19 protein-coding genes are annotated in these 20,454 nt (G+C 65.7%); 14 read left to right on the top strand and 5 right to left on the bottom strand.

The window, feature by feature from the left end:
• Positions 1-79 precede the first annotated feature (79 nt).
• The 11 genes from WFH00_RS06350 (at position 80) to prpB (ending at position 11,969) form a co-directional block, all read left to right on the top strand.
• Complete coding sequence (locus WFH00_RS06350) at positions 80-1,198, top strand: NDMA-dependent alcohol dehydrogenase (RefSeq protein WP_336659864.1); 1,119 nt, start codon at positions 80-82, stop codon at positions 1,196-1,198.
• 22 nt (positions 1,199-1,220) lie between these two features.
• Positions 1,221-2,705: an aldehyde dehydrogenase family protein gene (locus tag WFH00_RS06345; protein ID WP_336659863.1), complete on the top strand. Its 1,485-nt coding sequence runs from the start codon at positions 1,221-1,223 to the stop codon at positions 2,703-2,705.
• Positions 2,706-2,856: 151 nt separating this feature from the next.
• Complete coding sequence (locus WFH00_RS06340) at positions 2,857-3,924, top strand: alkene reductase (RefSeq protein WP_336659861.1); 1,068 nt, start codon at positions 2,857-2,859, stop codon at positions 3,922-3,924.
• A gap of 76 nt (positions 3,925-4,000) precedes the next feature.
• A complete protein-coding gene (locus WFH00_RS06335; protein WP_336659860.1) occupies positions 4,001-4,735 on the top strand; it encodes an SDR family NAD(P)-dependent oxidoreductase in 735 nt (244 codons plus the stop codon).
• 49 nt (positions 4,736-4,784) lie between these two features.
• Entirely contained in the window at positions 4,785-5,543 is a 759-nt protein-coding gene (locus WFH00_RS06330; RefSeq protein ID WP_336659859.1) for an SDR family NAD(P)-dependent oxidoreductase, read from the top strand.
• Positions 5,544-5,603: 60 nt separating this feature from the next.
• Positions 5,604-6,983 carry an FAD-dependent oxidoreductase gene (locus tag WFH00_RS06325; RefSeq protein ID WP_336659858.1) on the top strand — a complete coding sequence of 460 codons (1,380 nt, stop codon included), beginning with the start codon at positions 5,604-5,606 and terminating at the stop codon, positions 6,981-6,983.
• Positions 6,983-8,350 carry an MmgE/PrpD family protein gene (locus WFH00_RS06320; protein ID WP_336659857.1) on the top strand — a complete coding sequence of 456 codons (1,368 nt, stop codon included), beginning with the start codon at positions 6,983-6,985 and terminating at the stop codon, positions 8,348-8,350. Before WFH00_RS06325 ends, WFH00_RS06320 begins: the two co-directional genes overlap by 1 nt.
• Before the next feature lie 14 nt (positions 8,351-8,364).
• The gene (locus tag WFH00_RS06315; protein WP_336659856.1) at positions 8,365-9,735 is read left to right on the top strand and encodes an MmgE/PrpD family protein; all 1,371 of its coding nucleotides are present in this window, start codon (positions 8,365-8,367) and stop codon (positions 9,733-9,735) included.
• On the top strand, positions 9,732-10,121 hold the full coding sequence (locus tag WFH00_RS06310) for a RidA family protein (RefSeq protein WP_336659855.1): 390 nt from the start codon (positions 9,732-9,734) through the stop codon (positions 10,119-10,121). The genes WFH00_RS06315 and WFH00_RS06310 overlap by 4 nt, the downstream gene beginning before the upstream one ends.
• Before the next feature lie 140 nt (positions 10,122-10,261).
• Positions 10,262-10,945, top strand: coding sequence for a GntR family transcriptional regulator (locus tag WFH00_RS06305; protein ID WP_336659854.1), 684 nt, complete (start codon positions 10,262-10,264; stop codon positions 10,943-10,945).
• A gap of 124 nt (positions 10,946-11,069) precedes the next feature.
• On the top strand, positions 11,070-11,969 hold the full coding sequence (prpB, locus tag WFH00_RS06300; RefSeq protein WP_336659852.1) for a methylisocitrate lyase: 900 nt from the start codon (positions 11,070-11,072) through the stop codon (positions 11,967-11,969).
• A 197-nt stretch (positions 11,970-12,166) separates the two neighbouring features.
• Here prpB and WFH00_RS06295 read toward each other — a convergent pair whose 3' ends face one another.
• Genes WFH00_RS06295 through WFH00_RS06285 form a run of 3 tightly spaced genes read right to left on the bottom strand, consistent with a single transcriptional unit; the run spans position 12,167 to position 14,996 of the window.
• The gene (locus tag WFH00_RS06295; RefSeq protein ID WP_336659851.1) at positions 12,167-12,853 is read right to left on the bottom strand and encodes an isochorismatase family protein; all 687 of its coding nucleotides are present in this window, start codon (positions 12,851-12,853) and stop codon (positions 12,167-12,169) included.
• 39 nt (positions 12,854-12,892) lie between these two features.
• A complete protein-coding gene (locus WFH00_RS06290) occupies positions 12,893-14,284 on the bottom strand; it encodes a dihydroorotase (protein ID WP_336659850.1) in 1,392 nt (463 codons plus the stop codon).
• Positions 14,268-14,996, bottom strand: coding sequence for a GntR family transcriptional regulator (locus tag WFH00_RS06285; protein ID WP_336659849.1), 729 nt, complete (start codon positions 14,994-14,996; stop codon positions 14,268-14,270). Before WFH00_RS06285 ends, WFH00_RS06290 begins: the two co-directional genes overlap by 17 nt.
• 135 nt (positions 14,997-15,131) lie before the next feature.
• Between WFH00_RS06285 and WFH00_RS06280 the strand changes: the two genes are divergently transcribed.
• The 3 genes from WFH00_RS06280 (at position 15,132) to WFH00_RS06270 (ending at position 18,188) form a co-directional block, all read left to right on the top strand.
• The gene (locus WFH00_RS06280; RefSeq protein ID WP_336659848.1) at positions 15,132-15,905 is read left to right on the top strand and encodes an electron transfer flavoprotein subunit beta/FixA family protein; all 774 of its coding nucleotides are present in this window, start codon (positions 15,132-15,134) and stop codon (positions 15,903-15,905) included.
• A 1-nt stretch (position 15,906) separates the two neighbouring features.
• A complete protein-coding gene (locus WFH00_RS06275; RefSeq protein WP_336659847.1) occupies positions 15,907-16,875 on the top strand; it encodes an electron transfer flavoprotein subunit alpha/FixB family protein in 969 nt (322 codons plus the stop codon).
• 245 nt (positions 16,876-17,120) lie between these two features.
• Positions 17,121-18,188, top strand: a complete 1,068-nt coding sequence (locus WFH00_RS06270) for a cytochrome b/b6 domain-containing protein (RefSeq protein ID WP_336659846.1) — start codon at positions 17,121-17,123, stop codon at positions 18,186-18,188.
• A gap of 12 nt (positions 18,189-18,200) precedes the next feature.
• On the opposite strand, the gene WFH00_RS06265 is transcribed toward WFH00_RS06270, so the two are convergent.
• Both WFH00_RS06265 and mftR read right to left on the bottom strand, forming a co-directional pair.
• Positions 18,201-19,751 (bottom strand): GMC family oxidoreductase N-terminal domain-containing protein, encoded by a 1,551-nt coding sequence (locus tag WFH00_RS06265; RefSeq protein WP_336659845.1) that lies wholly within the window; start codon positions 19,749-19,751, stop codon positions 18,201-18,203.
• Entirely contained in the window at positions 19,748-20,374 is a 627-nt protein-coding gene (mftR, locus tag WFH00_RS06260) for a mycofactocin system transcriptional regulator (RefSeq protein ID WP_336659844.1), read from the bottom strand. The genes WFH00_RS06265 and mftR overlap by 4 nt, the downstream gene beginning before the upstream one ends.
• Positions 20,375-20,454 lie beyond the last annotated feature (80 nt).

Genomic DNA, 20,454 nt, shown 5'->3' with positions numbered 1-20,454 from the left:
ATCTGCGGTCGACACCACTCCGAGTCCAGCGCATGCGCGACTCGACGAACACCATACAAGTGAGAAAGGACGAGACATTATGAGGGCAAAGGGAGCCGTTATCCACGAGGTCGGCGGCCAGTGGAAGACCGAAGACATCGAGCTCGACGATCCGCAGGACAGCGAGGTGCTCATCCAGGTCATGGCGAGCGGCCTGTGCCACTCGGATGATCACTTCGTGACCGGCGATATCCCCGTGACGCTGCCGATGGTCGGTGGCCACGAGGGGGCGGGCATCGTCGTCAAGGTCGGCAAGAAGGTCACGCGCGTCAAGGTTGGAGACCATGTCTCGACGCTCTTCATCCCGGCGTGCGGCAAGTGCCGCTACTGTGCTCGCGGTCAGTCGTACATCTGCAACAACGGTGCCGGTATGGAGCACGGCATGGGCATGGACGGTACGCCGCGCTTCCACATTGCGGATTCGGGTCAGGGCATCGGCGGCGTCGTCCGTCTCGGCACGTTCTCGAACTACCTCGTGTGCCACGAGAGCCAGGCCATCCAGATTCCCGATGACATTCCCTTCGACGTCGCATGCCTCGTGTCGTGCGGCGTCGCCACGGGCTGGGGCGCCGCGGTGAACGGCGGCAACATCCGCCCCGGTGACGTGGTGCTGGTCATGGGAACGGGCGGCGTCGGAATGAACGCCGTGCAGGGTGCTCGTCACGCCGGCGCCGACCACGTGCTCGTCGCGGAACCGGTCGAGTGGAAGCGCGAAGAGGCGTTGAAGTTCGGCGCGACCGAGTCGTTCGAAAGCGTTGAGGCTGCGAAGGGGCGTATCGCCGAACTCACGAACGGGCAGGGGGTCGACGTCGCGATCGTTACGGTCGGTCGCGTCGACGGCAAGCTCCTCGGTGAGGCGCTCGATGTCACGGGCAAGGGCGGGGTCACCGTGCTCACCGCGGTCGGTTCGTACGAGCGCTCGATCGAGGCCAGCCCTCAGGATTTCACCAACCTCGCGAAGAGCCTCCAGGGCGTCATGTACGGCCTCTGCAACCCGGTCTCGGACATCCCGCGCCTCCTGCAGATGTGGCGCGACGGCCGCATCAAGCTCGACGAGCTCATCACCACCCGTTACACCGTGGACGAAGTCAATCAGGGCTTCGCGGACATGCACGGCGGCAAGAACATCCGCGGCGTCCTGATCCACAGCCACGAATAAGAATTTCTACGAGGAGACTTTTATGTCATCGACAACTGCACCTGATCCGCACGCACCGATCGCTCACACCAAGCTCCTGATCGGCGGCGAATGGGTCGACGCAGCGGACGGGCAGGAGTACGAGGTACTCAATCCCGCGAACGGCGAGGTCGTCACTCGCGTCGCCGAGGCCGGTCCCGAGGATGTGGATCGCGCGGTAGCGGCTGCCCGCAAGGCCTTCAACGGCGCGTGGTCGTTCATGTCCCCGCTCGAGCGGTCGAAGCGCATCTGGCGCCTCGCGGAGCTGATCGAGGAGAACGCTCCCGAGCTCGCTCGTCTCGAGGTGCTGAGCCAGGGCAAGCCTTACTCCCTCGCGCTCGAGGGAGATGTCCCGACCGCGGCGAAGCACTTCTACTACATGTCGGGTTGGGCGACGAAGATCGAAGGGAACACGATCCCCGTCTCCGCCGGCCCGAACCAGCACGTCTACACGCGCCGCGAGGCGATCGGTGTCGTCGCGGCCATCGTGCCCTGGAACTTCCCGCTCGTCATCTCCGCGTGGAAGCTCGCTCCGGCTCTCGCCGCGGGCAACACCGTCGTACTGAAGCCCGCGGAGACCACACCTCTGACGGCTCTCATGCTCGGTGAGCTCGCACTGCAGGCGGGCATCCCGGCCGGCGTGCTGAACGTGCTCCCCGGTTTCGGACGTCGTGCGGGGCAGGCGATGGCTGAGCACCCCGACGTCGACAAGGTCACCTTCACGGGCTCCACCATGACGGGCGGCCGCATTGTCGACGCGGCGAAGGGCAACATGAAGAAGGTGACGCTCGAGCTGGGCGGTAAGAGCGCGAACATCATCTTCCCCGATGCCGACATCGAGAAGGCGATCGCCGGCTCCGCTGACGGCATCTTCTTCAATGCAGGCCAGGCGTGCGCGGCAGCGGCGCGACTGTATGTGCACGAGGACGTCTACGACGAGGTCGTGGAGGGGATGGCGGCGAACGCTCGCAACATCAAGGTCGGCGACGGTTTCGATCCCTCGAGCCAGATCGGGCCCGTCGCGAACAGCAAGCAGTTCGAAACCGTCACGAACTACCTCGAGATCGGTGTCGCCGAAGGCGGACGTGCGGTGACCGGCGGGAACCGGATCGGCGATAAGGGATACTTCGTCGAGCCCACGGTATTCGCCGATGTGAGCCCGAACGACCGCATCGTCAAGGAGGAGATCTTCGGGCCTGTGGTCGTCGCTCAGAAGTTCACGAGCGAAGAGGCCGTCATCGCCGAGGCGAACGACTCGGCCTACGGCCTCGCGGGCGGAGTCTGGACGGGTGATGTGGGTCGTGCCCATCGCGTCTCGGCGGCAATGCGCACGGGCACGGTCTGGGTCAACACCTATGGCGCGTTCGATCCCGCAGTACCGTTCGGCGGCTACAAGCAGTCGGGCTGGGGCCGCGAGATGGGCCATGAAGCGCTGAACCACTACACCGAGGTGAAGACCGTGTGGATCGACCTGGGGAGTGGCAACTAACTCGCTGTACTGATCCGCAAGTGGCGGATCGAGGAGCCGCGGTACGCGCGCGGTGCGCTGAGCGTGCCGCGGCTCCACCCCACAACTTGAGAGATGGGCAGCGTCGATGGGAATCGACCCCGGTGCTCGCCGCAGAGAAGGTAACAGACTCATGAAGCTCCTCGAACCCTGGACTTTGGGGCCCTACGCGCTCAGCAACCGTGTCGCGATGGCGCCGATGACGCGGAATCGCGCCGACGAGCACGGAGTCCTCCCGGACTACGTGGCCGAGTATTACGCGCAGCGCGCCTCTGCGGGCCTGCTCATCACAGAGGGCACTCAACCCAGCGCGAAGGGGCAGGGCATCCCGAATACGCCGGGCATGCACAGCGACGAGCAAGAGGCTGCATGGCGGAAGGTGGGTGAGGCGGTGCATGAGCGGGGCGGCGTGATCTTCTGCCAGTTGATGCACACGGGCCGAGCCGGTCACTCGTCTGTGGCCCCGAACCCCGAGGACTTCGTGGCACCGAGCGCGATTGCGGCAGACATGCTCGTCGCAACCGCGGACGGCCGCGAAGTTCAGGCCGAGACTCCGCGTGCGCTCGAGACCTCGGAGATCGCCGAGATCGTCGAGTCGTACGCGTCTGCGGCGCAGCGCGCCATCGATGCGGGACTCGACGGGATCGAACTCCACGCGGCGAACGGCTATCTCCCGCATCAGTTCCTCAACCACGGAACGAATCAGCGCGAGGATGAATACGGCGGTTCGCCGGAGAACCGGGCGCGCTTCGTTGTCGAGGTGATGTCGGCGATGGCCGAACGCATCGGCGGCGACCGCGTCGGGATTCGCGTATCGCCGGGGGGCAAGTTCAATGACATGCGAGGACTCGACGACGAGGAGACCTACATGGCGCTCCTCGATGGTCTCCGGGGTCTGAACCTCGCGTACCTGCACACGCTGAAGCGCCGGTCCAACTCGATGCACGAGGAGATGCGGCGTCGTTGGCCGACGACCTTCATGGTCAACACGGGGTATCACGGCTCGTCCGAACCGCCGGCGCTGGAGGCGGAGCTTGAAAGCGGAAGCGCAGACATGGTGAGCGTCGGGCGCTGGTTTATCTCGAACCCCGACCTCATCGAGCGGTGGCGCGCCGGCGCGCCGCTGACCGAGTGGGACGAAGCGACGTTCTTCACGTCGGGGCGCGAGGGGCTCATCGATTACAACTTCGCGACCCGGTAAGCAGGGCGCAGGGGATCCCAGTGGGGGATCTCCGAACTCGCGGCACGATTCATCAACGAATAACAAAGGAGTCATTGTGGCTGAGAATGCATATGCCGGTCGAATCGTAGTGGTGACGGGCGCGGGCTCGGGCATCGGTCAAACGTGCGTCGAAGTGTTTCAGCAGTCCGGCGCGACGGTCATCGGCTGGGATCTGCGTCCGGCCGATGACTCGACCACCGCGGTGGACGTCTCGGACTGGGACTCGGTCAGCGCTGCGGCTGCCGACGTGAAGGAGCGCTACGGTCGCGTCGACGCGCTCGTGAACTGCGCGGGCATTATTACGCCGAATCTTCCCGCGGAGGAAACGGACCCCGAGGACTTCCGTAAGACGTTCAACGTCAATGTGATGGGCATCGTCAACACGACCAAGGCGCTCTTCCCGCTGCTCCTCGAGTCGGATTCGGGGGCCGTCGTCAACATTGCGAGTCAGGCGGCCCTTGTCTCCCTCCCGCACCAGGCGGCCTACACCGCTTCGAAGGGCGCGGTAGCCGCCCTGACTCGTGCGCTCGCGATTGACTGGGCGTCCCGTGGCGTTCGAGTGAACGCGGTCTGCCCCGGCTTCACAGCGACTCCCATGGCGGTGAAGCAGATGACCCCCGCCCTTGAGGAGGCGCTGGCGCGACGCGTGCCCCTGGGGCGCATGTTCGAGACCGAGGAAATCGCCAACGCGATTCAGTTCTTGAGCAGCCCGCTCGCCTCGGCGATCACCGGCGTTGTGCTTCCCGTCGACGGAGGCTGGACCGCGGGAGAACCCGCCCTTCCCATGTAGACGGTCGTTTCGGAAGCCCGAGTCACCACAGGAGTAGAGGACGAGAACAATGAGGTTTGAGAACAAGGTCGCCATTGTCACCGGAGCGAGCTCCGGAATCGGTCGGGGAGCGGCGATCCGTCTCGCGAGCGAGGGTGCGAAGGTCGTGCTGATCGGTCGGAGGCAGGACGCACTCGACGAGGCTGTCGCGGAATGCGAGGGCCGAGGGGTCGCGGTGGTGCTCGACGTTGCTGATCCAGCAGCGGTCGATCGGGTGCTGCCCGACGTGCTTGCGCAGCACGGCGCTCCCGACGTCGTGGTGCACGCGGCGGGTATTACGGTACTCGGCGCGCTCGATCAGCTCACCGAGGCTGATTGGGATCGTCAGATGGATACCAATCTGAAGAGCATCTACTGGGTGAATAAGCACCTCTGGCCCGCGATGACTCCCAATGGGGGATCGATCGTCACGATCGCCTCGACGGCCTCCTTCGTGGGCTTCCCTCAGGACGCGGCGTACGTCGCGTCGAAGGGTGCGGTGCTCGCCCTCACCCGCTCGATGGCCCTCGACGGCGCAGCGCACGGCATCCGCGTGAACACTGTCTGCCCCGGCTTCATCTACACCCCCAATCTGCAGGGCTTCTTCGATGGGCAGCCCGATCCCGAGGCGGCGAAGAGCGGTGCGGGATCCGCGGCGCCCATCGGTCGCTTGGGCACCCCTGAGGATGTCGCGGCCGCAATCGCCTTCTACGCGAGCGACGACGCCGGCTTCATTACGGGCACGTCCCTGCTGGTCGACGGCGGGCTCCTCGCCAAGGCGCCGAGTTGATCGAGTAACCAGTCGGAGAACGCCGGATATCAAGCAGTGTGAAGAAGTGAGGTGCGAGCGATGAGCGCTCAGAGTGAAGAAGTCGAAGTCGACGTCGACGTCGTAATCGTCGGTGCAGGGGCGGGCGGGCTCACAGCCGCGCTCGCGGTAGCCGATGCCGGGCACTCGGTTGTCGTGCTCGAAAAGCTCGAGAGTCCGGGTGGCAATTCGTCGCTCTCCACGGGTTCGATTCCCGCGGCCGGAACGAAGCAGCAGCGCGAACTCGGAGTCGACGACCGCCCCGATCTCATGGCGGAGGATCTGCTGCGGCAGAGCGGGCCGCACGAGGCGGAGCATCTCACTCGCCGACTTGCTGATACCTCGGCCGAGCTCGTCGATTGGCTGATCGACACCCACCAGGTCGAGTTGAAGCTCATCACCGACTACAAGCACGTCGGACATTCGGTGACTCGTTTGCACGCACCGGCATCGCGCCGTGGTGCCGACCTCATCTCCGATCTGCTGGCGGCATGCGAGCGGGCGGGAGTCGATGTGTTGGTGGGCAACCCGGTCGGGAAGCTCCTCGTCGAGGAGGGCGAGGTTCGGGGTGTCGTGGTCGAGGGCGATCGCGCGGGGACGTACGAGCTTCGCTCGAACGCCGTGATCCTCGCGAGTAACGGGTTCGGTGGCAACGCCGAACTTCTGCGGAAATGGATCCCGGAGATCGCCGACGTCGAGTATTTCGGAGCGCACGGATCAACGGGTGAGGCGATCGAGTGGGCCGTGGAACTGGGGGGCCATCTGCAGAACCGCGGCGCCTACCAGGGGTACGCGGCAGTCGCCTACCCTCACGGGTCGATCTTGTCGTGGACGACCGTCGAGAAGGGCGGCGTTCTGGTTGATTCGACGGGTCGGAGGCTCGGCGACGAGATCGTCGGATACTCCGGGTTCACGTCTGAGGTGCTGGGCGGTGCGGCCCCGATCTACGTCGTCTACGACGCACGCATCAAGGCGATCGCCGAGAAGGAAGAGGAGTTCGCCGAGCTCGTGAAGATGAACGGTGCGACGGAGTACGCGACGGTGCAGGAGCTGGCGGCGGGCATCGGGGTCGACGTCGACGCGCTGAGCTCCACGCTGCAGACGTATGCGGAGGCGGCGGCAGGAACTGCCCCTGACCCCTTCGGTCGTACCGATTTCGGGATCGCTCCCCTCGAAGCCCCATTCGTCGCATCTCGGGTCACGCCGGGTCTCTTCCACACTCAGGGCGGCGTCGCCGTTGACGACGACGGGCGCGTACTCGCCCAGGACGGGACGCCCGTGCCGCGGCTCTTCGCCGTGGGCGGCGTCGCTGCGGGTGTGAGTGGTCTCGAAGGCGGCCGCGGCTACTCGTCGGGTAACGGATTGCTGACGGCCGCGGGGCTGGGCCGCCTTGCAGGCATTGCTGCGGGAGAACTGGTGTGATGTCATCGCCGAGCTGGGAGGAGTGGCAGCACGATCTGTTCGCTCGCGTCTCCGGCCTCCGCGCCGCGGAGCTCGATGAGGCGACGCGGAGGCGGGCCGCTCTGATCATGGTGGATGATCTCGCCGCGATGGTGCTTGCGGCTCACGAGCCCGAGATCCAGCGGTTGAACGCTGCCGCTCAGCGGATCGCCCCCCTCAGTGAGGCGAGTGTCATCGGTGGCGGCCGCAGCGGACGATCATGGGCGGCTCTCACAAATGCGACCGCCGCGTGCTGGAACGAGCTCGACGGCGGCTTTCGACCGGCGACCTGTCACGGCGGCTTGTACTCTCTGCCGGCGGGCATGGCTGAGGTCGAGGCGAACGGAGGGACTGTCGGGCAGGTGATGCGCGCGCTCGTGGGAGGCTACGAGGTGTCGACATCGTTCGCACGAGCCGTTCCCTTCCCCAGCCCGTTGCAATGGCATCCGCACGCGACACTGGCGCCGACCGGTGCAGCCGCTGCCGTAGCTGTCGCTCGCGGAGGCAGTGCCGAAGATGTTGCGAGCGCCTCATTCGCCGCCGTGACGCTAGCCGCCGCGGGGCCCTTCTCGCACGCGACATCGGGTCTTCTCATCCGCAATGGTTGGGCGGGCCACGGCGCGCTTTCGGGCTTCACGGCGGTCGAGCTCGCTGCTGCGGGGGTGCGTGCCGACGCGGGGTCTCCTCTCGAAGTGCTGCAGAGCGGGTTCGGCAACGAGATCTCGGTCGATGCCCTGCAGTCGGGAACCGGCGACTGGGCGGTGCATGACGGCTACCACAAGCTCTACGCCTGCTGCCAATACATGCACAGCGCAGTTGAGGCCTCTCGTGACTTGGCGACGGGGCCGCTGGCCGACGTCGCCACCGACCAGATCGCTCGCATCGCGGTTGAAACGCACCCGCTGGCGCTTCCACTGACCGAGACCGAACCGACGACGGCGCTCGGCGCGAAATTCTCCATGCCTCACACGGTCGCGTCCGTGCTGGTGAACCGGCATACACGTGCAGAAACGTTCGGCGCGGGGCAACTGGAGAACCCGGAGATCGCTGCGCTGCGCCCACTCGTGGAGGTGACCCGGTACCCGGGTGAGCTCGCCCCGCCCCTCGACCGTCCGGCCCGAATCACGGTTACCTTGCACAGCGGCGAGTCGTTCACTGCTGAGTGCCTCAGCGCGATCGGAGGGCCGGACCGGCCTCTTTCCGAATCGGACGTCATCGACAAGATCGATCGTTTGACCTCGTCCACTGCTCCCCGTTTCGCAGCGGTCGCAGAACAGCTGGTGGCAGGACGGATCGCCACCGACGAGGCGTGGAGCGACGTATTGGGGGAGCTGTGGGCGAGCGCGTGACGCGACTGGGGCGGGTGGTATCTCGGCTTCTGGAATCCTACGAAGCGGTTCCGGAGTCCGTTACAGTCTCCGCTCGACTGCACTTCCTCGACGCAATCGGCGTGGCCTTCGCGGCTTCGAAACACGGGCCGGTTGCGCGCGTTACGGAGCTGTCGAGCGACGCTGGGGGCGCGAGTACTCTGCTCGGCACCGGCGGGGGCGCCTCGCCCGCGGTAGCGGCGCTCGCCAACGGGACCCTCATGCACTCGCTCGAGTACGACGACACCCACACGGCGTCAGTCGTTCACGGCAGCAGTGTCATGGCTTCGACAGCCCTCGCGGTCGGAGAGGAAGTGGGAGCGACCGTCGATGAGATGCTGCGCGCATTCACCATCGGGTGGGAATTCTTCATTCGCATCGGGCTCGCCTGCCCGGGAGGGCTGCAGGCCAGAGGCTTCCAGGTCACTTCTGCGGCTGGTCCGTTCGCCGCTGCGCTTGTTGCCGGTCTTCTGCGCAAGAGCCCCCAGGACGAGATTGCGAACGCGATCGGAATCGCAGGATCGCAGGCCGGGGGCACATTCGCGTTCTTGGCGGATGGCGACACGGTCAAGTCAGCGCAGGCGGGTTGGGCCGCCCACTCGGGGGTTCTCGCACACGATCTTGCGCGCACAGGAGTGAGCGGCCCCGACGGGGTATTCGACGGTGACTACGGCTTCTTCCGGCTGTACGCGGCGGATGATCCAGCCGGCGAGCGGCTCTTCGCACTGTGCGAAGACATCGGCGAGAGATGGCTCCTGACGGAGGCTGCGTTCAAGCTGTTGCCGTGTTGCCACTACATTCACCCATTTGTCGAGGCGCTCGGGGAGTTGGTCGCGGAGGTGGGTGGGCGTCAGCAGGTCGCATCGGTGCGTTGCGACGTGCCGAGCGAGGTTATTCCGATCATCGCGGAACCTTGGGCCTCGCGGCAGCGGCCGGCGCGCGCTCAGGATGCGAGGTGGAGTCTGCCCTACGTGCTCGCCTGGTTGCTGGAGCACGGCGAAGTCGGTTTCGGCACCTTCGTCGGAAGTGTCTCCGAACGTGTCATGGCGACGGCCGAAAGTGTCTCTTTCGAGCCGTGGGAGGGGAGCGGGTTCCCCACGCGTTTTCCGGCGCGCGTGCACGTGACCACGCGCGCCGGTACTCGCGTGAGCCGCACCGTGGACGATGTGCTGGGGAGCGCGGCGCGACCGATTCCCCCGGGCCGAGTGGTTGGGAAGGCGCGGTCGAACTTCGAGAGCGCTGGCACGGCTGGCGCGGAGGCGGAACGACTCCTCGAGGCGCTGCAGCATCCCGGATCCGCCGTCGCGGATCTGACCGATGCGCTCCGCGCGGCTCCTCAGGTGAACCTCGAGCGGGAGGCGTCATGACAACGCTCCAGCCGATCGGAGGAGACAGCCCCGAAACTCGGCAGTATACGTACACCCCTGCGATTCGCCTCGGTGATCTCGTGTTCGTGTCGGGTCAGATCGCGATCGATGACGCGGGGCAGCTGCTCGGTGAGGGCGACTTCTGGGCGCAGGGGAATCAGGTATTCCGGCGCTTGAGCAGCCTTCTCGAGCAATCGGGGAGCGCGCTCGATCGCGTCGTCAAGGTAACCGTTTACCTCACTCGGTTGTCGGATTTCGGCACCTTCGTCGAACTGCGACGGAAGTGGCTTCGGCCTCCCTACCCTGCTGACACGACCGTCGTCGTCGAATCGCTCGCACGACCAGGCGCGCTGCTCGAAGTCGAGGCCGTTGCGGCGGCGCTCTAGTGGGCGTGTGATGGTCGTGCATCGGATCGGAGCCGCCGGAAATCCACGGTGATGAGGCGGAATGCGACGCGTATGTATACGCTATTGATATTTATCGGCTACTAGTCCGGAAGATGAGGCTGTTTGTGTACAATGGACCTATGGGGGACGAGGGCCAAGGGCGGCTGAAAGCGAGCGAGCGCGTGTACCGCACGCTGCTCAGCGAGATTCAGCTGGGACGGCTCGCACCGGGAACCGTCTTGGGCGAGGTGGAGCACGCGGAACGCTTCGGTGTGAGCCGCACCCCGCTGCGCGAAGCACTGAGGAAGCTGACGGCCGACGGCCTGGTGACGCAGGTGTCGCCGCGCGTGACGGTGGTGTCAGCGCTCGAGCGCGAAGATATCGAGGCTCTCTTCGAGGTACGAGGAGCGCTCGAGGAGTGCGCGGTGGTGCTCGCGGCCGCGCGAGGCGACGTTGAGGAGTTCGCGGCGATCGCCCGCGAGTTCGAGCAGGTCAGATTGACGCCCGAGTCGGGCGACGATGAACTCGAAAAGTACTTTGCGTTGATCGAACGCTTCGACCAGGCGCTCGACTCTGCGGTGACGAATGAGTATCTGATTTCGTTCCTGCGGGTGGTGCGAATGCACCTCGTCCGGGTTAGGCGTATGGCGAAGACGAATCTCGAGCGATTGGTCGAGTCGGTCGGAGAGCATCGGCTTATCGCAGAGGCGCTGTCGAAACGCGACGCTGATCTCGCCGTGCACGCGACGCACGTGCACCTCTACAACGCGCGGAAGAACACGTTCAGCATGCTCGAGAACGAGCGCGCTGAATCGCTCGCCTAGAGCACCAGTGAACCACGCCCCGCGGCGACGACGCCGTCAGAAGGGGACCGCACCAGGATCGGGCGCATAGCGCCAGGCCTCCGGTGTACGCACCGGATTTCGAAGTAACGAAGGGATAACACAGATGTTGTACTCCAAGACGAGTGCCGCGGAGAAGCGGCGACTCTTTCGAGAGAAACTCCGCTCAGGGGAGACGCTCCGTTTTCCGGGAGCGTTCAATCCGCTTTCTGCTCGCATGATCGAGCAGAAGGGCTTCGACGGCGTGTACGTTTCGGGGGCTGTGCTCGCGGCGGATCTCGGTCTGCCGGATATCGGCCTGACCACCCTGACGGAGGTCGCCGGTCGCGGTGCGCAGATCGCGCGGATGACGGAGTTGCCGACCATTATCGATGCGGACACCGGCTTCGGCGAGCCGATGAACGTCGCTCGGACGATCCAGTCCCTGGAAGACGCGGGTATCGCGGGGGCGCACATCGAGGATCAGGTCAACCCGAAGCGCTGCGGTCACCTCGATGGGAAAGCTGTCGTCGGTCAGGATCTCGCCGTGAAGCGCATTCGCGCCGCTGCGGATTCCCGACGCGATGACAACTTCGTGCTAATCGCTCGGACCGATATTCGCGCGGTCGAGGGGCTCGACGCGACGAAAGACCGCGTGAAAGCGCTGGTGGACGCGGGCGCCGACGTCATCTTCCCCGAAGCGATGCGCACGCTCGAAGAGTTTGCGGCCATTCGTGAGGTCGTCGACGTACCCGTGCTCGCGAACATGACCGAGTTCGGCAAGAGTGATCTCTTCAGTGTCGAGGAGCTCCGAAGCGTGGGCGTCAACCTGGTGATCTGGCCCGTCTCGATGCTGCGGATCTCGATGGGTGCCACTTCACGCGCGCTCGATACCCTGAATTCCGAGGGCCACCTGGAGTCGAAGCTCGACGAGATGCAGCACCGCGCCGACCTCTACGAGCTGCTCGATTACGAGTCCTACAATCACTTCGATCAGGGCGTGTTCAACTTCCAGATCCAGCGCTAGCGGGACTTCCGGCACTGCAACAGCGGCCCCGCTCTGCTCTTGGCGAGTGGGGCCGTGTGTTCTGCCCGGAACATCGAGTTCGTAACCGGGATACGGCCCGGCTCGCGAAGCAGGCTGCCTCGGGGTATTCGGCGCGAGAAATGACGAAGAACGGGTGCGGACCAGGAGGCCTGATCCGCACCCGTTCTCTGCGCCGGTTAGTTGCTCGCGATCTGACCGAGCTTCTGGATGATCTCCTCGGTGGTACCCACGTCCGCGTACTTCTGGTCGAGATCGAAGAGGTTGACGTCGTGGATGACCTGGCTCCGGTCGTAGCAGGCGTCGCTCGGAACGCTGACGCGATAGTTGTACGAGAACGCGTCGATCACGGTGGAACGGACACAGCCCGACGTCGAGCAACCGACCACCACGAGGGAGTCGGCACCCGTCTGGATCAGGTACGAAGCGAGCGGCGTGCCGAAGAACGCGCTCGGGTGCTTCTTCGGAAGGAGCACGTCGCCCTCTCGCGGAGCGATTTCCTCGACGAAGTCGTAGCCGCGGCTCGCGATGTTCATGATGGCCGGAACCTTCGCGCCGAGCGCTCCCTGGTCGAACTCTCGCTTCGGAGCGACATGCGGGTAGAGCACCGGCCAATCGTTCGCCCGGAAGACCTCGAGCAGCTTGCTGATGTTCCCGACCGCATCCCATGCGACCTCGCCGACGGCGGTCGGAAACTCCTGGATCGCTTCTTCGAAGGGCACCGCGCGGGTGCCGGTGGTTCGATACTGCACGTCGATGATGAGCAGAGCGGGCTTCTTGCCCATCCCCACGGGGCGGCCGAAACCGGCGGCATCGTAGCGTTCAAGGGTCTGAGCGTCGATGAAATCTGAATTGAAGCGTGCCATGTGCTTCTCCTTCTGTGCGTTGTGCCTGGGGCGGAATCGTTAGTGCTGCTCGAGCGCGGCCGCGCCGCTACGCGCGCGGGGCACGTACTCGCCCGGCAGGGAGTCCGTGAGTTCGCCGTCGCGCAGGGCGAATGTGCCGCGCACGATGGTATGCACGACCGAGAGCGGAAGCTCCGTGCCCTCCCACGGCGTGAATTCAGCAGCCGAGTGCTGCGTCTTTGCCGTGATAGTCGACGGCGCGTGCATGTCGACGACGACGAGATCCGCATCGGAACCGACGGCGATCGTGCCCTTGCGGGGGTACATGCCGAAGAGCTTCGCTGCACGGGTGCTCACCATGTCGACGATCTGGTCGATCTCTAGACCGCGCCGCAGGCCCTCGGACAACGTGAGCGGGAGGATGCCTCCGGTGCCGGGGAAGCCCGCCGACGCCGTCCAGATGTCCTTCTCCTTGTTAGTGCGGTGGCGAGCGTTGTGGTCTGAGCCGATCGAGTCGATGCGCCCGGACTTCGCAGCCTCCCACAGGTATTCGACGTCCTCACGCGGGCGAATCGGCGGATTCACCTTCGCGTACACGCCGGCCTCCGAATCGGTGTCGAGCGTCAGGTACTGGGTGCAGGTCTCAATGAAGATGTTCGGGTACGCCTCCTGTTGGCGGGTGAGCGCCTCGACAGCCTCGCGGCTGCTGGTGTGCACGCAATAGACGGAGGCGCCGGTGACGCTCGCGAGGTACGCCACTCGCTGCGCCGCGTCGGCCTCGACGAACGGCGGCCGCGCTGCGTTCCACGCCTGCAGCGGCGGCAACGATTCGTCACGATCCGCATCCCGGAACATCCGCACGAGCTCGATGTTCTCCGGGTGCGGATTGATCATGGCGCCGTGCTCCGCGCTCTTGCGGAGGATGTCGTACATGAATGAGTCATCATTGCCCGGCAGGCCGAGGTACTTGCCCTCGTCGCCGCGGAAGTTCATGAAGAACTTGAAGGAGGAGACCCCGAGCTCCACGTACTTCTGGAACTCCTCGAGATGTTCCGGTGTGCCGAGCACGAAGTGGAATCCGAAGTCGCTGTGCGAATTCGAAGCCATCGCTGCCCGCGCGGACTCGAGTTCCCCGACGTAGGAGTCGGAGCTCATCAGGTAGACGAGCATGGTGGTGATTCCACCGGCGACGGCAGAGGCAGTCTCGCGTTCCGCATCGTCGGGGTCGCGCGGCACGCGGATGTCCTTGCCGAGGTGCACGTGCGGATCGATTGCGCCCGGGAGCACGAGTTTGCCCGAGACATCGACGACTTCGTTCGCGGCCGCGTCCTCCTGCCGGTCGATGATCGCCGCGATACGCCCGTCGCGCACCAGGAGGTCGACCTCGGAGAGGCCCTGTCCCTCGATGAAGACGTCGCCTCCCGTGAGTCTGAGATCATAGCTTTCGCTCATGTTGCGTCCTTTCTGAGGGTGTTTCAGGGGATTGTTCGAGGCCCAGCACGCTCAGCGAATTGCTCATCGAATCCATGAGGTGCCCGGTCAGCAAGCTCACGCTTCCGTCGACGTCCCGCGCCATGACGCGCTCGAGAATCACCGCGTGATCTGCGGCGGACTGCTCTCGCCGGCGTTCGGAGCGCGATGTGGATCGCAGCGCGAGGAAGAGCTTGTGGTTTGCATCCTGAAGCTGTTCATTGATCGCGGCATTGGCGCCCAGCGCGACGAGCTGTTGATGGAAGTCGAGTTCGGCGACGTACGGCTCGCTGTGCTCGCCGGCCGCGTGGGCACGAATCCGCGCCTTTTCTGCCTTGAGCTGCTCATTGAGCGCCTCAAGATCGGCGGTGCTCGCACGCTCGACTGCGAGGCGGATAGCGAAGAGTTCGAGCGCGCTGCGGAGTTCGTAGAGGTCGACGATCTCGCGCGGGGAGTAGCTGCGGACATAGGCGCCCCGGTGCGCTTCCATCGTGAGGTACCCCTGACCTGACAGGCGCTTGATCGCCTCACGTAACGGCCCGCGGCTGATCCCGATCGCCTCCGCAAGCGCGACCTCGTTGAGGCGATCACCCGGGCTGAGCGTGCCTTCGAGAATCATCCCGCGGAGGTAGCTCTCCGCCTGGGCAGAAATGGACGATCGCTGGATCGTCTGCGCATCGCTCGCAGCTCGCATGCTCCGCCCCATCCCCTGTGATATGTGCCGGTCACGGCAATTGTTGCGCGGTCGGGAGTGAACTGTCAACAGTTGACAGTATCGAACCGCCGTGGGTAGGCTGGCGAACCTACGCTCCAGAATTCGAGGGGTTCAATGAAGATCTACGTTCTGGTGAAGGAAGTTCCCGACACCTATGGCGAGCGTGCGCTCGATCTCGAGACGGGTCTCGCCGTACGCGACGGTGACACCGTGCTCGACGAGATTTGCGAGCGGGCTCTGGAAGCGGCTCTCAACATTGCAGAGCAACACGAGGGAACAGAGGTCGTCGCGCTGTCCATGGCCTCTGAGGCTGCAACCGCATCCGTGCGCAAAGCGCTGGCAATCGGGGCCGACTCGGCGGTTCACATTGTCGACGAACGTCTCGCCGGGGCGGATCTCGGGCTCACCGCTGAGACGCTCGTCGCCGCGATTCGCCGGGGAGCGCCCGACCTCGTCCTCGCGGGCAACGTCTCGACGGACGGTGCCGGTGGAATGATCCCGGCGATGCTCGCGGAGCACCTGTCTGTCGTCCACGCCACGTCGCTCAGCTCTGTGGAGGTCGAGGAGGGTCGTGTGTCGGGCATGCGTGTCACCGAGGACGGCGCGCAGACCCTGTCGGCTCAGCTTCCCGCGGTGGTGTCCATCACCGACGCGTTACCCGAAGCTCGATTCCCGAATTTCAAGAGCATCATGGCTGCCAAGAAGAAGCCCGTCGAAGTGCTCTCGCTCGAGGATCTCGGAGTCTCGGTCGATGCGTCCGCTGTGCCCTACGCAGTCATGACCTCGGTCTCGCAGAAGCCTCCCCGCAAGGCGGGTGTCAAGCTCGTCGACGAGGGCGATGCCGTCTCGCAGCTCGTGGAGTTCCTCGAACAGAACAGGTTGGTGTGACGTGTCGTATCCCGAGCACTCGATCCTGACGCTGGTCGACATCGATGCCGCGGGCAACGCGGCGAGTACGACAGCCGCGCTCATCGGCGCGGCTGCGACTGTCGGCGCACCTGTTGCAGTGGTCGTCGGCGGATCGGCGGCGGCCGCTGAGGCCGCCGCAGCGGCCGGGGCGCGCGTCGTGCTGGTCGCCCCCGCCCGCGCCGATGCGCCCGCGGTCTCGGTTCTCGACGCGCTGCAAGCGGCGTATCAGCACGTCCGCCCGGACGCGGTGCTTGTCTCGCACTCGGTGAATGGACGGGACATCGCGGCTCGACTCGCGGTGCGAGAGCGGTTGGCGCTCCTCGCGGATGCGGTCGGGGTGAAGCGTGACGAGCTGGGAGTAGTCGCGTCCCACTCGGTGTTCGGAGGCTCGTATCTGACAGAAGCTGCAGCTACGTTCGACGCGCCGATCATCACGGTCCGTCAGGGAGCTGTCGACGCGAGATCAGCCGCGGCCCCACTCGAGGTCCGCGAACTCGTGGTCGAACCTTCGGGGGGTCCGACCGCAGTTGTCGGAGAACAAACGGTCGAAGCGCAGACCTCTTCGCGCCCGGAGCTGCGAGGCGCCGCAAAGGTCGTCGCCGGGGGCCGCGGCTTCGGCTCGCGCGAGCAGTTCGCACTCGTCGAAGATCTCGCCGATCGGCTCGATGCCGCTGTCGGCGCGTCCCGCGCCGCCGTGGACGCCGGCTATGTGCCCTACGCGTTCCAGGTCGGTCAGACGGGCGTATCGGTCTCGCCGCAGCTGTACGTGGCCTTGGGGATCTCGGGCGCGATCCAGCATCGCGCCGGCATGCAGACTTCGAAGACAATCGTGGCGATCAATAGCGACCCCGACGCGCCGATCTTCGACATTGCCGATTTCGGCATCGTCGGCGACCTCTTCTCGATTGTGCCGCAGCTCATCGAAGCCCTCGAAGAGCGGAAGCAGTAGCCGTGGCGAACGCGCGGATGCGCGGTGGATTGCCGCGGGTGTCGGGTGGAGAGCCCTGGCCGCCCGGGGGTCTCGTCCCGAGGCCGACCGTGGTTCCTGAAGCCCGGCCCACCCACGCAGAACATACGGACCCGCGACCGGTCCCGGCATCGGATGCGGGCTTGATTCGCCGAGAGGTTCCGCTCCGAAGGGGACTGCCTCGGACGGCCGGTGGGCAGGCGTGGCCGGCGAGCGGATCCGCGTCGGTGCAGGTGCGACTCGCCGCGCACGTCGCAGAACCGGCCGAAGAGACCGTCGGCGCGGGCGACCCGACCGCGCTCGGAGGAGCCTCGGGTGAACCCCGTGCGATCTCTGAACTCGACGCAAGCGGTTCGTCGGCCGATGCGCTCGCCGCATCCGTAGCCGACGACCGAGGGGTCGCGCCGACACGGAGTCGGCGGCGGCGGATCGCGCAGGTGGTCGGTCTCGCCGCGGGCCTCGGGGTCCTCGCCGCGCTCCTCGTTCTCGTCGCACGAACGCTCGTGCGGGTGTCGGTCGTGGCCGATTTCATGACACGGTACCCGGGGGAGTACGAGATCGCCGCTGCGCCCGGAATCCCCGCCTGGGTGGGGTGGCAGCACTTCCTCAATGTCTTCTTGATCGTGCTCATCATCCGCTCGGGCCTGCACGTGCGGTCGGAACAGCGCCCTCCCGCGTACTGGACTTCGCGCCGACGGCCGAGTGTGAAGATCAGTCTCACGCTCTGGTGGCATCTGTCGCTCGACGTGATGTGGCTGCTTAACGGGGCGGTGTTCATGGTGCTGATCTTCACCACCGGCCATTGGCAGCGCATCGTTCCGACGAGCTGGGAGGTGTTCCCCAACGCCGTATCTGCGGTGCTTCAGTACGCGTCGCTCGATTGGCCCACTGAGCACGGATGGGCGAATTACAACAGCGTGCAGCAGCTGGCCTACTTCACGACGGTGTTCATCGCTGCGCCCGTGGCCGCGGTCACGGGCTTCCGCATGTCGGGTTGGTGGCCGAAGCGAGCCGAGAAGTTGTCTCGAGCATTTCCTATCGAGTGGGCGCGTCGGGTGCACTTCCCCGTCATGCTGTACTTCGTTGTCTTCATCGTGGTGCACGTCGTCCTCGTGCTGACGACCGGAATGCTTCGGAACCTGAACCACATGTTCGCTGCGCAAGACGCTGCCACCTGGACCGGTTTCTGGGTCTTCCTTGCATCCCTCGTGGTCATCGCGGCGGGATGGTACATCGCGCGGCCAGCGCTGGTCGCGCCGGTTGCGAGACTGTTCGGGAGCGTGAGCTCGCGCTAGGTGAGGCGGCCGTTACTCGCCCGAGTGAAGCAGGTGGCGGGCCATGAACTCGCCGATGAATATCGCGGTGTTCGCGGGCCCCCGGTGAGGGGTGGTCGGGAGGATCGAGAGGTCAGCGACCAGCAGGCCTGAAACGCCGTGAACCCGGCCGAACCCGTCCACGACGTCGCCCATGGGAGCGCTGGCGCTCGTGTGCAGCGCGGTTCCGAGGTGATCGAAAATCCACTCATCGAGCGAGCCGTCGTCGCCGAGCGCGTGATCATCCAGCGTCGTGAATCCTGCGAAGGCGGATGCCATAGCGCGGGATCGGAGCAGACGCGCAGCGGTGCGCACCGCCGCGCGCATTCGAGCCCGGTCGTCGTCGCGTTCGAGGTAGTGATATTCGATTCGAGGCGGCACGAGAGGGTCTTCGCTCGCGAGGGTGATCCGCCCGCGCCCCGTGTGCTCCTGCAGCGCGACGAGCACATCGAGCGTGCCCGAGTCGTGCCGCGCGCCTGCCACGAGCGCGCCCAGCGGCTTAGCGGCCAGCAGGATTTCGATGTCCCCGTCGGGTCGAGGGCTCAACGACGGATCCGCGTCGGCGGAGTTGAAGTTCAGGGCGGTGGGGAAGCCGTAACCCGCCTCCCCGTCGACGACGAGATCCGCCGTCCGCCACTCGAGCGGCACATTGGGGTGGTCCTGGAACGCGGTGCCGACCGGGAGATCAGCGACAACGGGAATGCCGATCGAATGCAGGTGCGTGCTGGGGCCGATCCCGCTCAGCATCAGGACCTGCGGTGTTGCGATACCTCCGCATGCGAGCACGACCTCGTCCGCTTCGATGAAGCCGCGATTCGTCTCCACGCCGATCGCGCGCGGTGGGCCGCCGATCTTCGAGGTTTCGAAGACGACGCGCATGGCGCGAGTGTCTCCTCGCACGTCGAGGCGGTCGCGTACTCCTTCGAGATATGCTTCCGCACTGTTGATCCGCGCGCCCGCGACAATATTCGAGGGCACGGGGCCGACGCCGGGGGCAGTTCCCGCATTCTTGTCGGGCTCGTCACGGAAGCCGAGCTCCTTCGCAGCAGCGTGGAACAAGCGCTGCGCGTCTCCGGCCTGCGATGTGCGCGCGACGCGCACGGGTCCCGAGCTTCCGTGGAGTGGCGAAGAGCCGAGGTCGAGGTCGTTCTCGAGGTCGCGGAGTATCGGAAGCGCGCGCTCGTAGCTCCAGGCGCGCCCCCCGATACGAGCCCAGTTCGAGAAGTCGGAGGGTGTTGCTCGGACGAAGTACCCGCCGTTGATCGCCGTCGATCCGCCGAGAATGCGACCCCGCGCGACGAGCGCGTCCCTGCCCTTTCGCAGGGTCGCAGGATATGCCCAGTTCGCGGAGTGCTCGGGGTGCGCACCGCTGAGTGAACCACCATCGAGAAGTTCGGCGGGTGTCCGCGCGGAGGCTGGGCCAGCTTCGATCAGTATGACCTCTCGGCCGGGGTCGGTGCACAGGCGCGCGGCGAGAGGGGCGCCGGCGCCGCCGCCGCCGACCACCAGCGTTCGAATGGGCGAAGCGGCTTCGCGCGTACTCACGACGCTTGCGAGCTGAACGTCGAGGCCGCGCTCGCAAAGGCCGAATCGAGGAGGAGGAGCAGGTCGGAGTCATCGTCCGCGAGCCAGCGCTCGTATGCCGCGAGGCACAGGCCGAGGCAGGCCCACGCGATTGACTGCGGGGTGAGGCTGTCCGGGCTCTCGCCTCGGCGGGCCCCGATGAATTCAGCGATGACGCGCCGCCAGGATTCGTACTTCAGCGTGGAGTATGCGGTGAGCGAGGGCACGTTGAGAAGGAGCCACATGCGCTTGCGATGGGTGTCGCGCTCCTCTTCGGGGAACGTGTTGAAACTGATGATGGCTGATCTGAGCGCGTCCGCCAGCGGCTGCGCCGGGTCCGTCTCCGAGAGCCGGACCCGCATATTGTCGAGCAGCGAGCCGAAATCGCCCCACGGCAATTCATTCTTCGAGGAGAAGTAGCGGAAGAAGGTGCGGCGGCCGATACCGGCTTCCTGCGCGATCTCGTTCACAGTGGTCTCGTCGAACCCTCGCTCGAGAAACATGGTCAGCGCGATGTGGCTCAGTTCACCGTGCGTCGTGACCGGGGCGCGGCCCGGGCGTGCAAGGGACGCGTCCGCGAGTGGGGCGGGGTGCGCACTGGTCACACGCTGGTCCTTTCCGGGCGAATTACTGATCGAGGGGGCGTGCAGTCGAGACCCCTTGCGGCTGACGGGTACTTCCATCC

The organism is Leucobacter sp. USHLN153, from assembly GCF_037145615.1.
In the GTDB taxonomy this organism is placed as follows: Bacteria; Actinomycetota; Actinomycetes; order Actinomycetales; family Microbacteriaceae; genus Leucobacter.
This window is presented reverse-complemented; position numbering and strand designations above follow the sequence as displayed.

Excerpts from the sequence above, each read along its gene's own strand:
- WFH00_RS06340 (WP_336659861.1), top strand. The coding sequence starts at position 2,857 with ATGAAGCTCCTCGAACCCTGGACTTTGGGGCCCTACGCGCTCAGCAAC.
- WFH00_RS06320 (WP_336659857.1), top strand. The coding sequence starts at position 6,983 with ATGTCATCGCCGAGCTGGGAGGAGTGGCAGCACGATCTGTTCGCTCGC.
- WFH00_RS06350 (WP_336659864.1), top strand. The coding sequence starts at position 80 with ATGAGGGCAAAGGGAGCCGTTATCCACGAGGTCGGCGGCCAGTGGAAG.
- WFH00_RS06285 (WP_336659849.1), bottom strand. The coding sequence starts at position 14,996 with ATGCGAGCTGCGAGCGATGCGCAGACGATCCAGCGATCGTCCATTTCT.
- WFH00_RS06305 (WP_336659854.1), top strand. The coding sequence starts at position 10,262 with ATGGGGGACGAGGGCCAAGGGCGGCTGAAAGCGAGCGAGCGCGTGTAC.
- WFH00_RS06330 (WP_336659859.1), top strand. The coding sequence starts at position 4,785 with ATGAGGTTTGAGAACAAGGTCGCCATTGTCACCGGAGCGAGCTCCGGA.
- WFH00_RS06290 (WP_336659850.1), bottom strand. The coding sequence starts at position 14,284 with ATGAGCGAAAGCTATGATCTCAGACTCACGGGAGGCGACGTCTTCATC.
- WFH00_RS06310 (WP_336659855.1), top strand. The coding sequence starts at position 9,732 with ATGACAACGCTCCAGCCGATCGGAGGAGACAGCCCCGAAACTCGGCAG.
- WFH00_RS06280 (WP_336659848.1), top strand. The coding sequence starts at position 15,132 with ATGAAGATCTACGTTCTGGTGAAGGAAGTTCCCGACACCTATGGCGAG.
- WFH00_RS06325 (WP_336659858.1), top strand. The coding sequence starts at position 5,604 with ATGAGCGCTCAGAGTGAAGAAGTCGAAGTCGACGTCGACGTCGTAATC.
- WFH00_RS06345 (WP_336659863.1), top strand. The coding sequence starts at position 1,221 with ATGTCATCGACAACTGCACCTGATCCGCACGCACCGATCGCTCACACC.
- prpB (WP_336659852.1), top strand. The coding sequence starts at position 11,070 with ATGTTGTACTCCAAGACGAGTGCCGCGGAGAAGCGGCGACTCTTTCGA.
- WFH00_RS06295 (WP_336659851.1), bottom strand. The coding sequence starts at position 12,853 with ATGGCACGCTTCAATTCAGATTTCATCGACGCTCAGACCCTTGAACGC.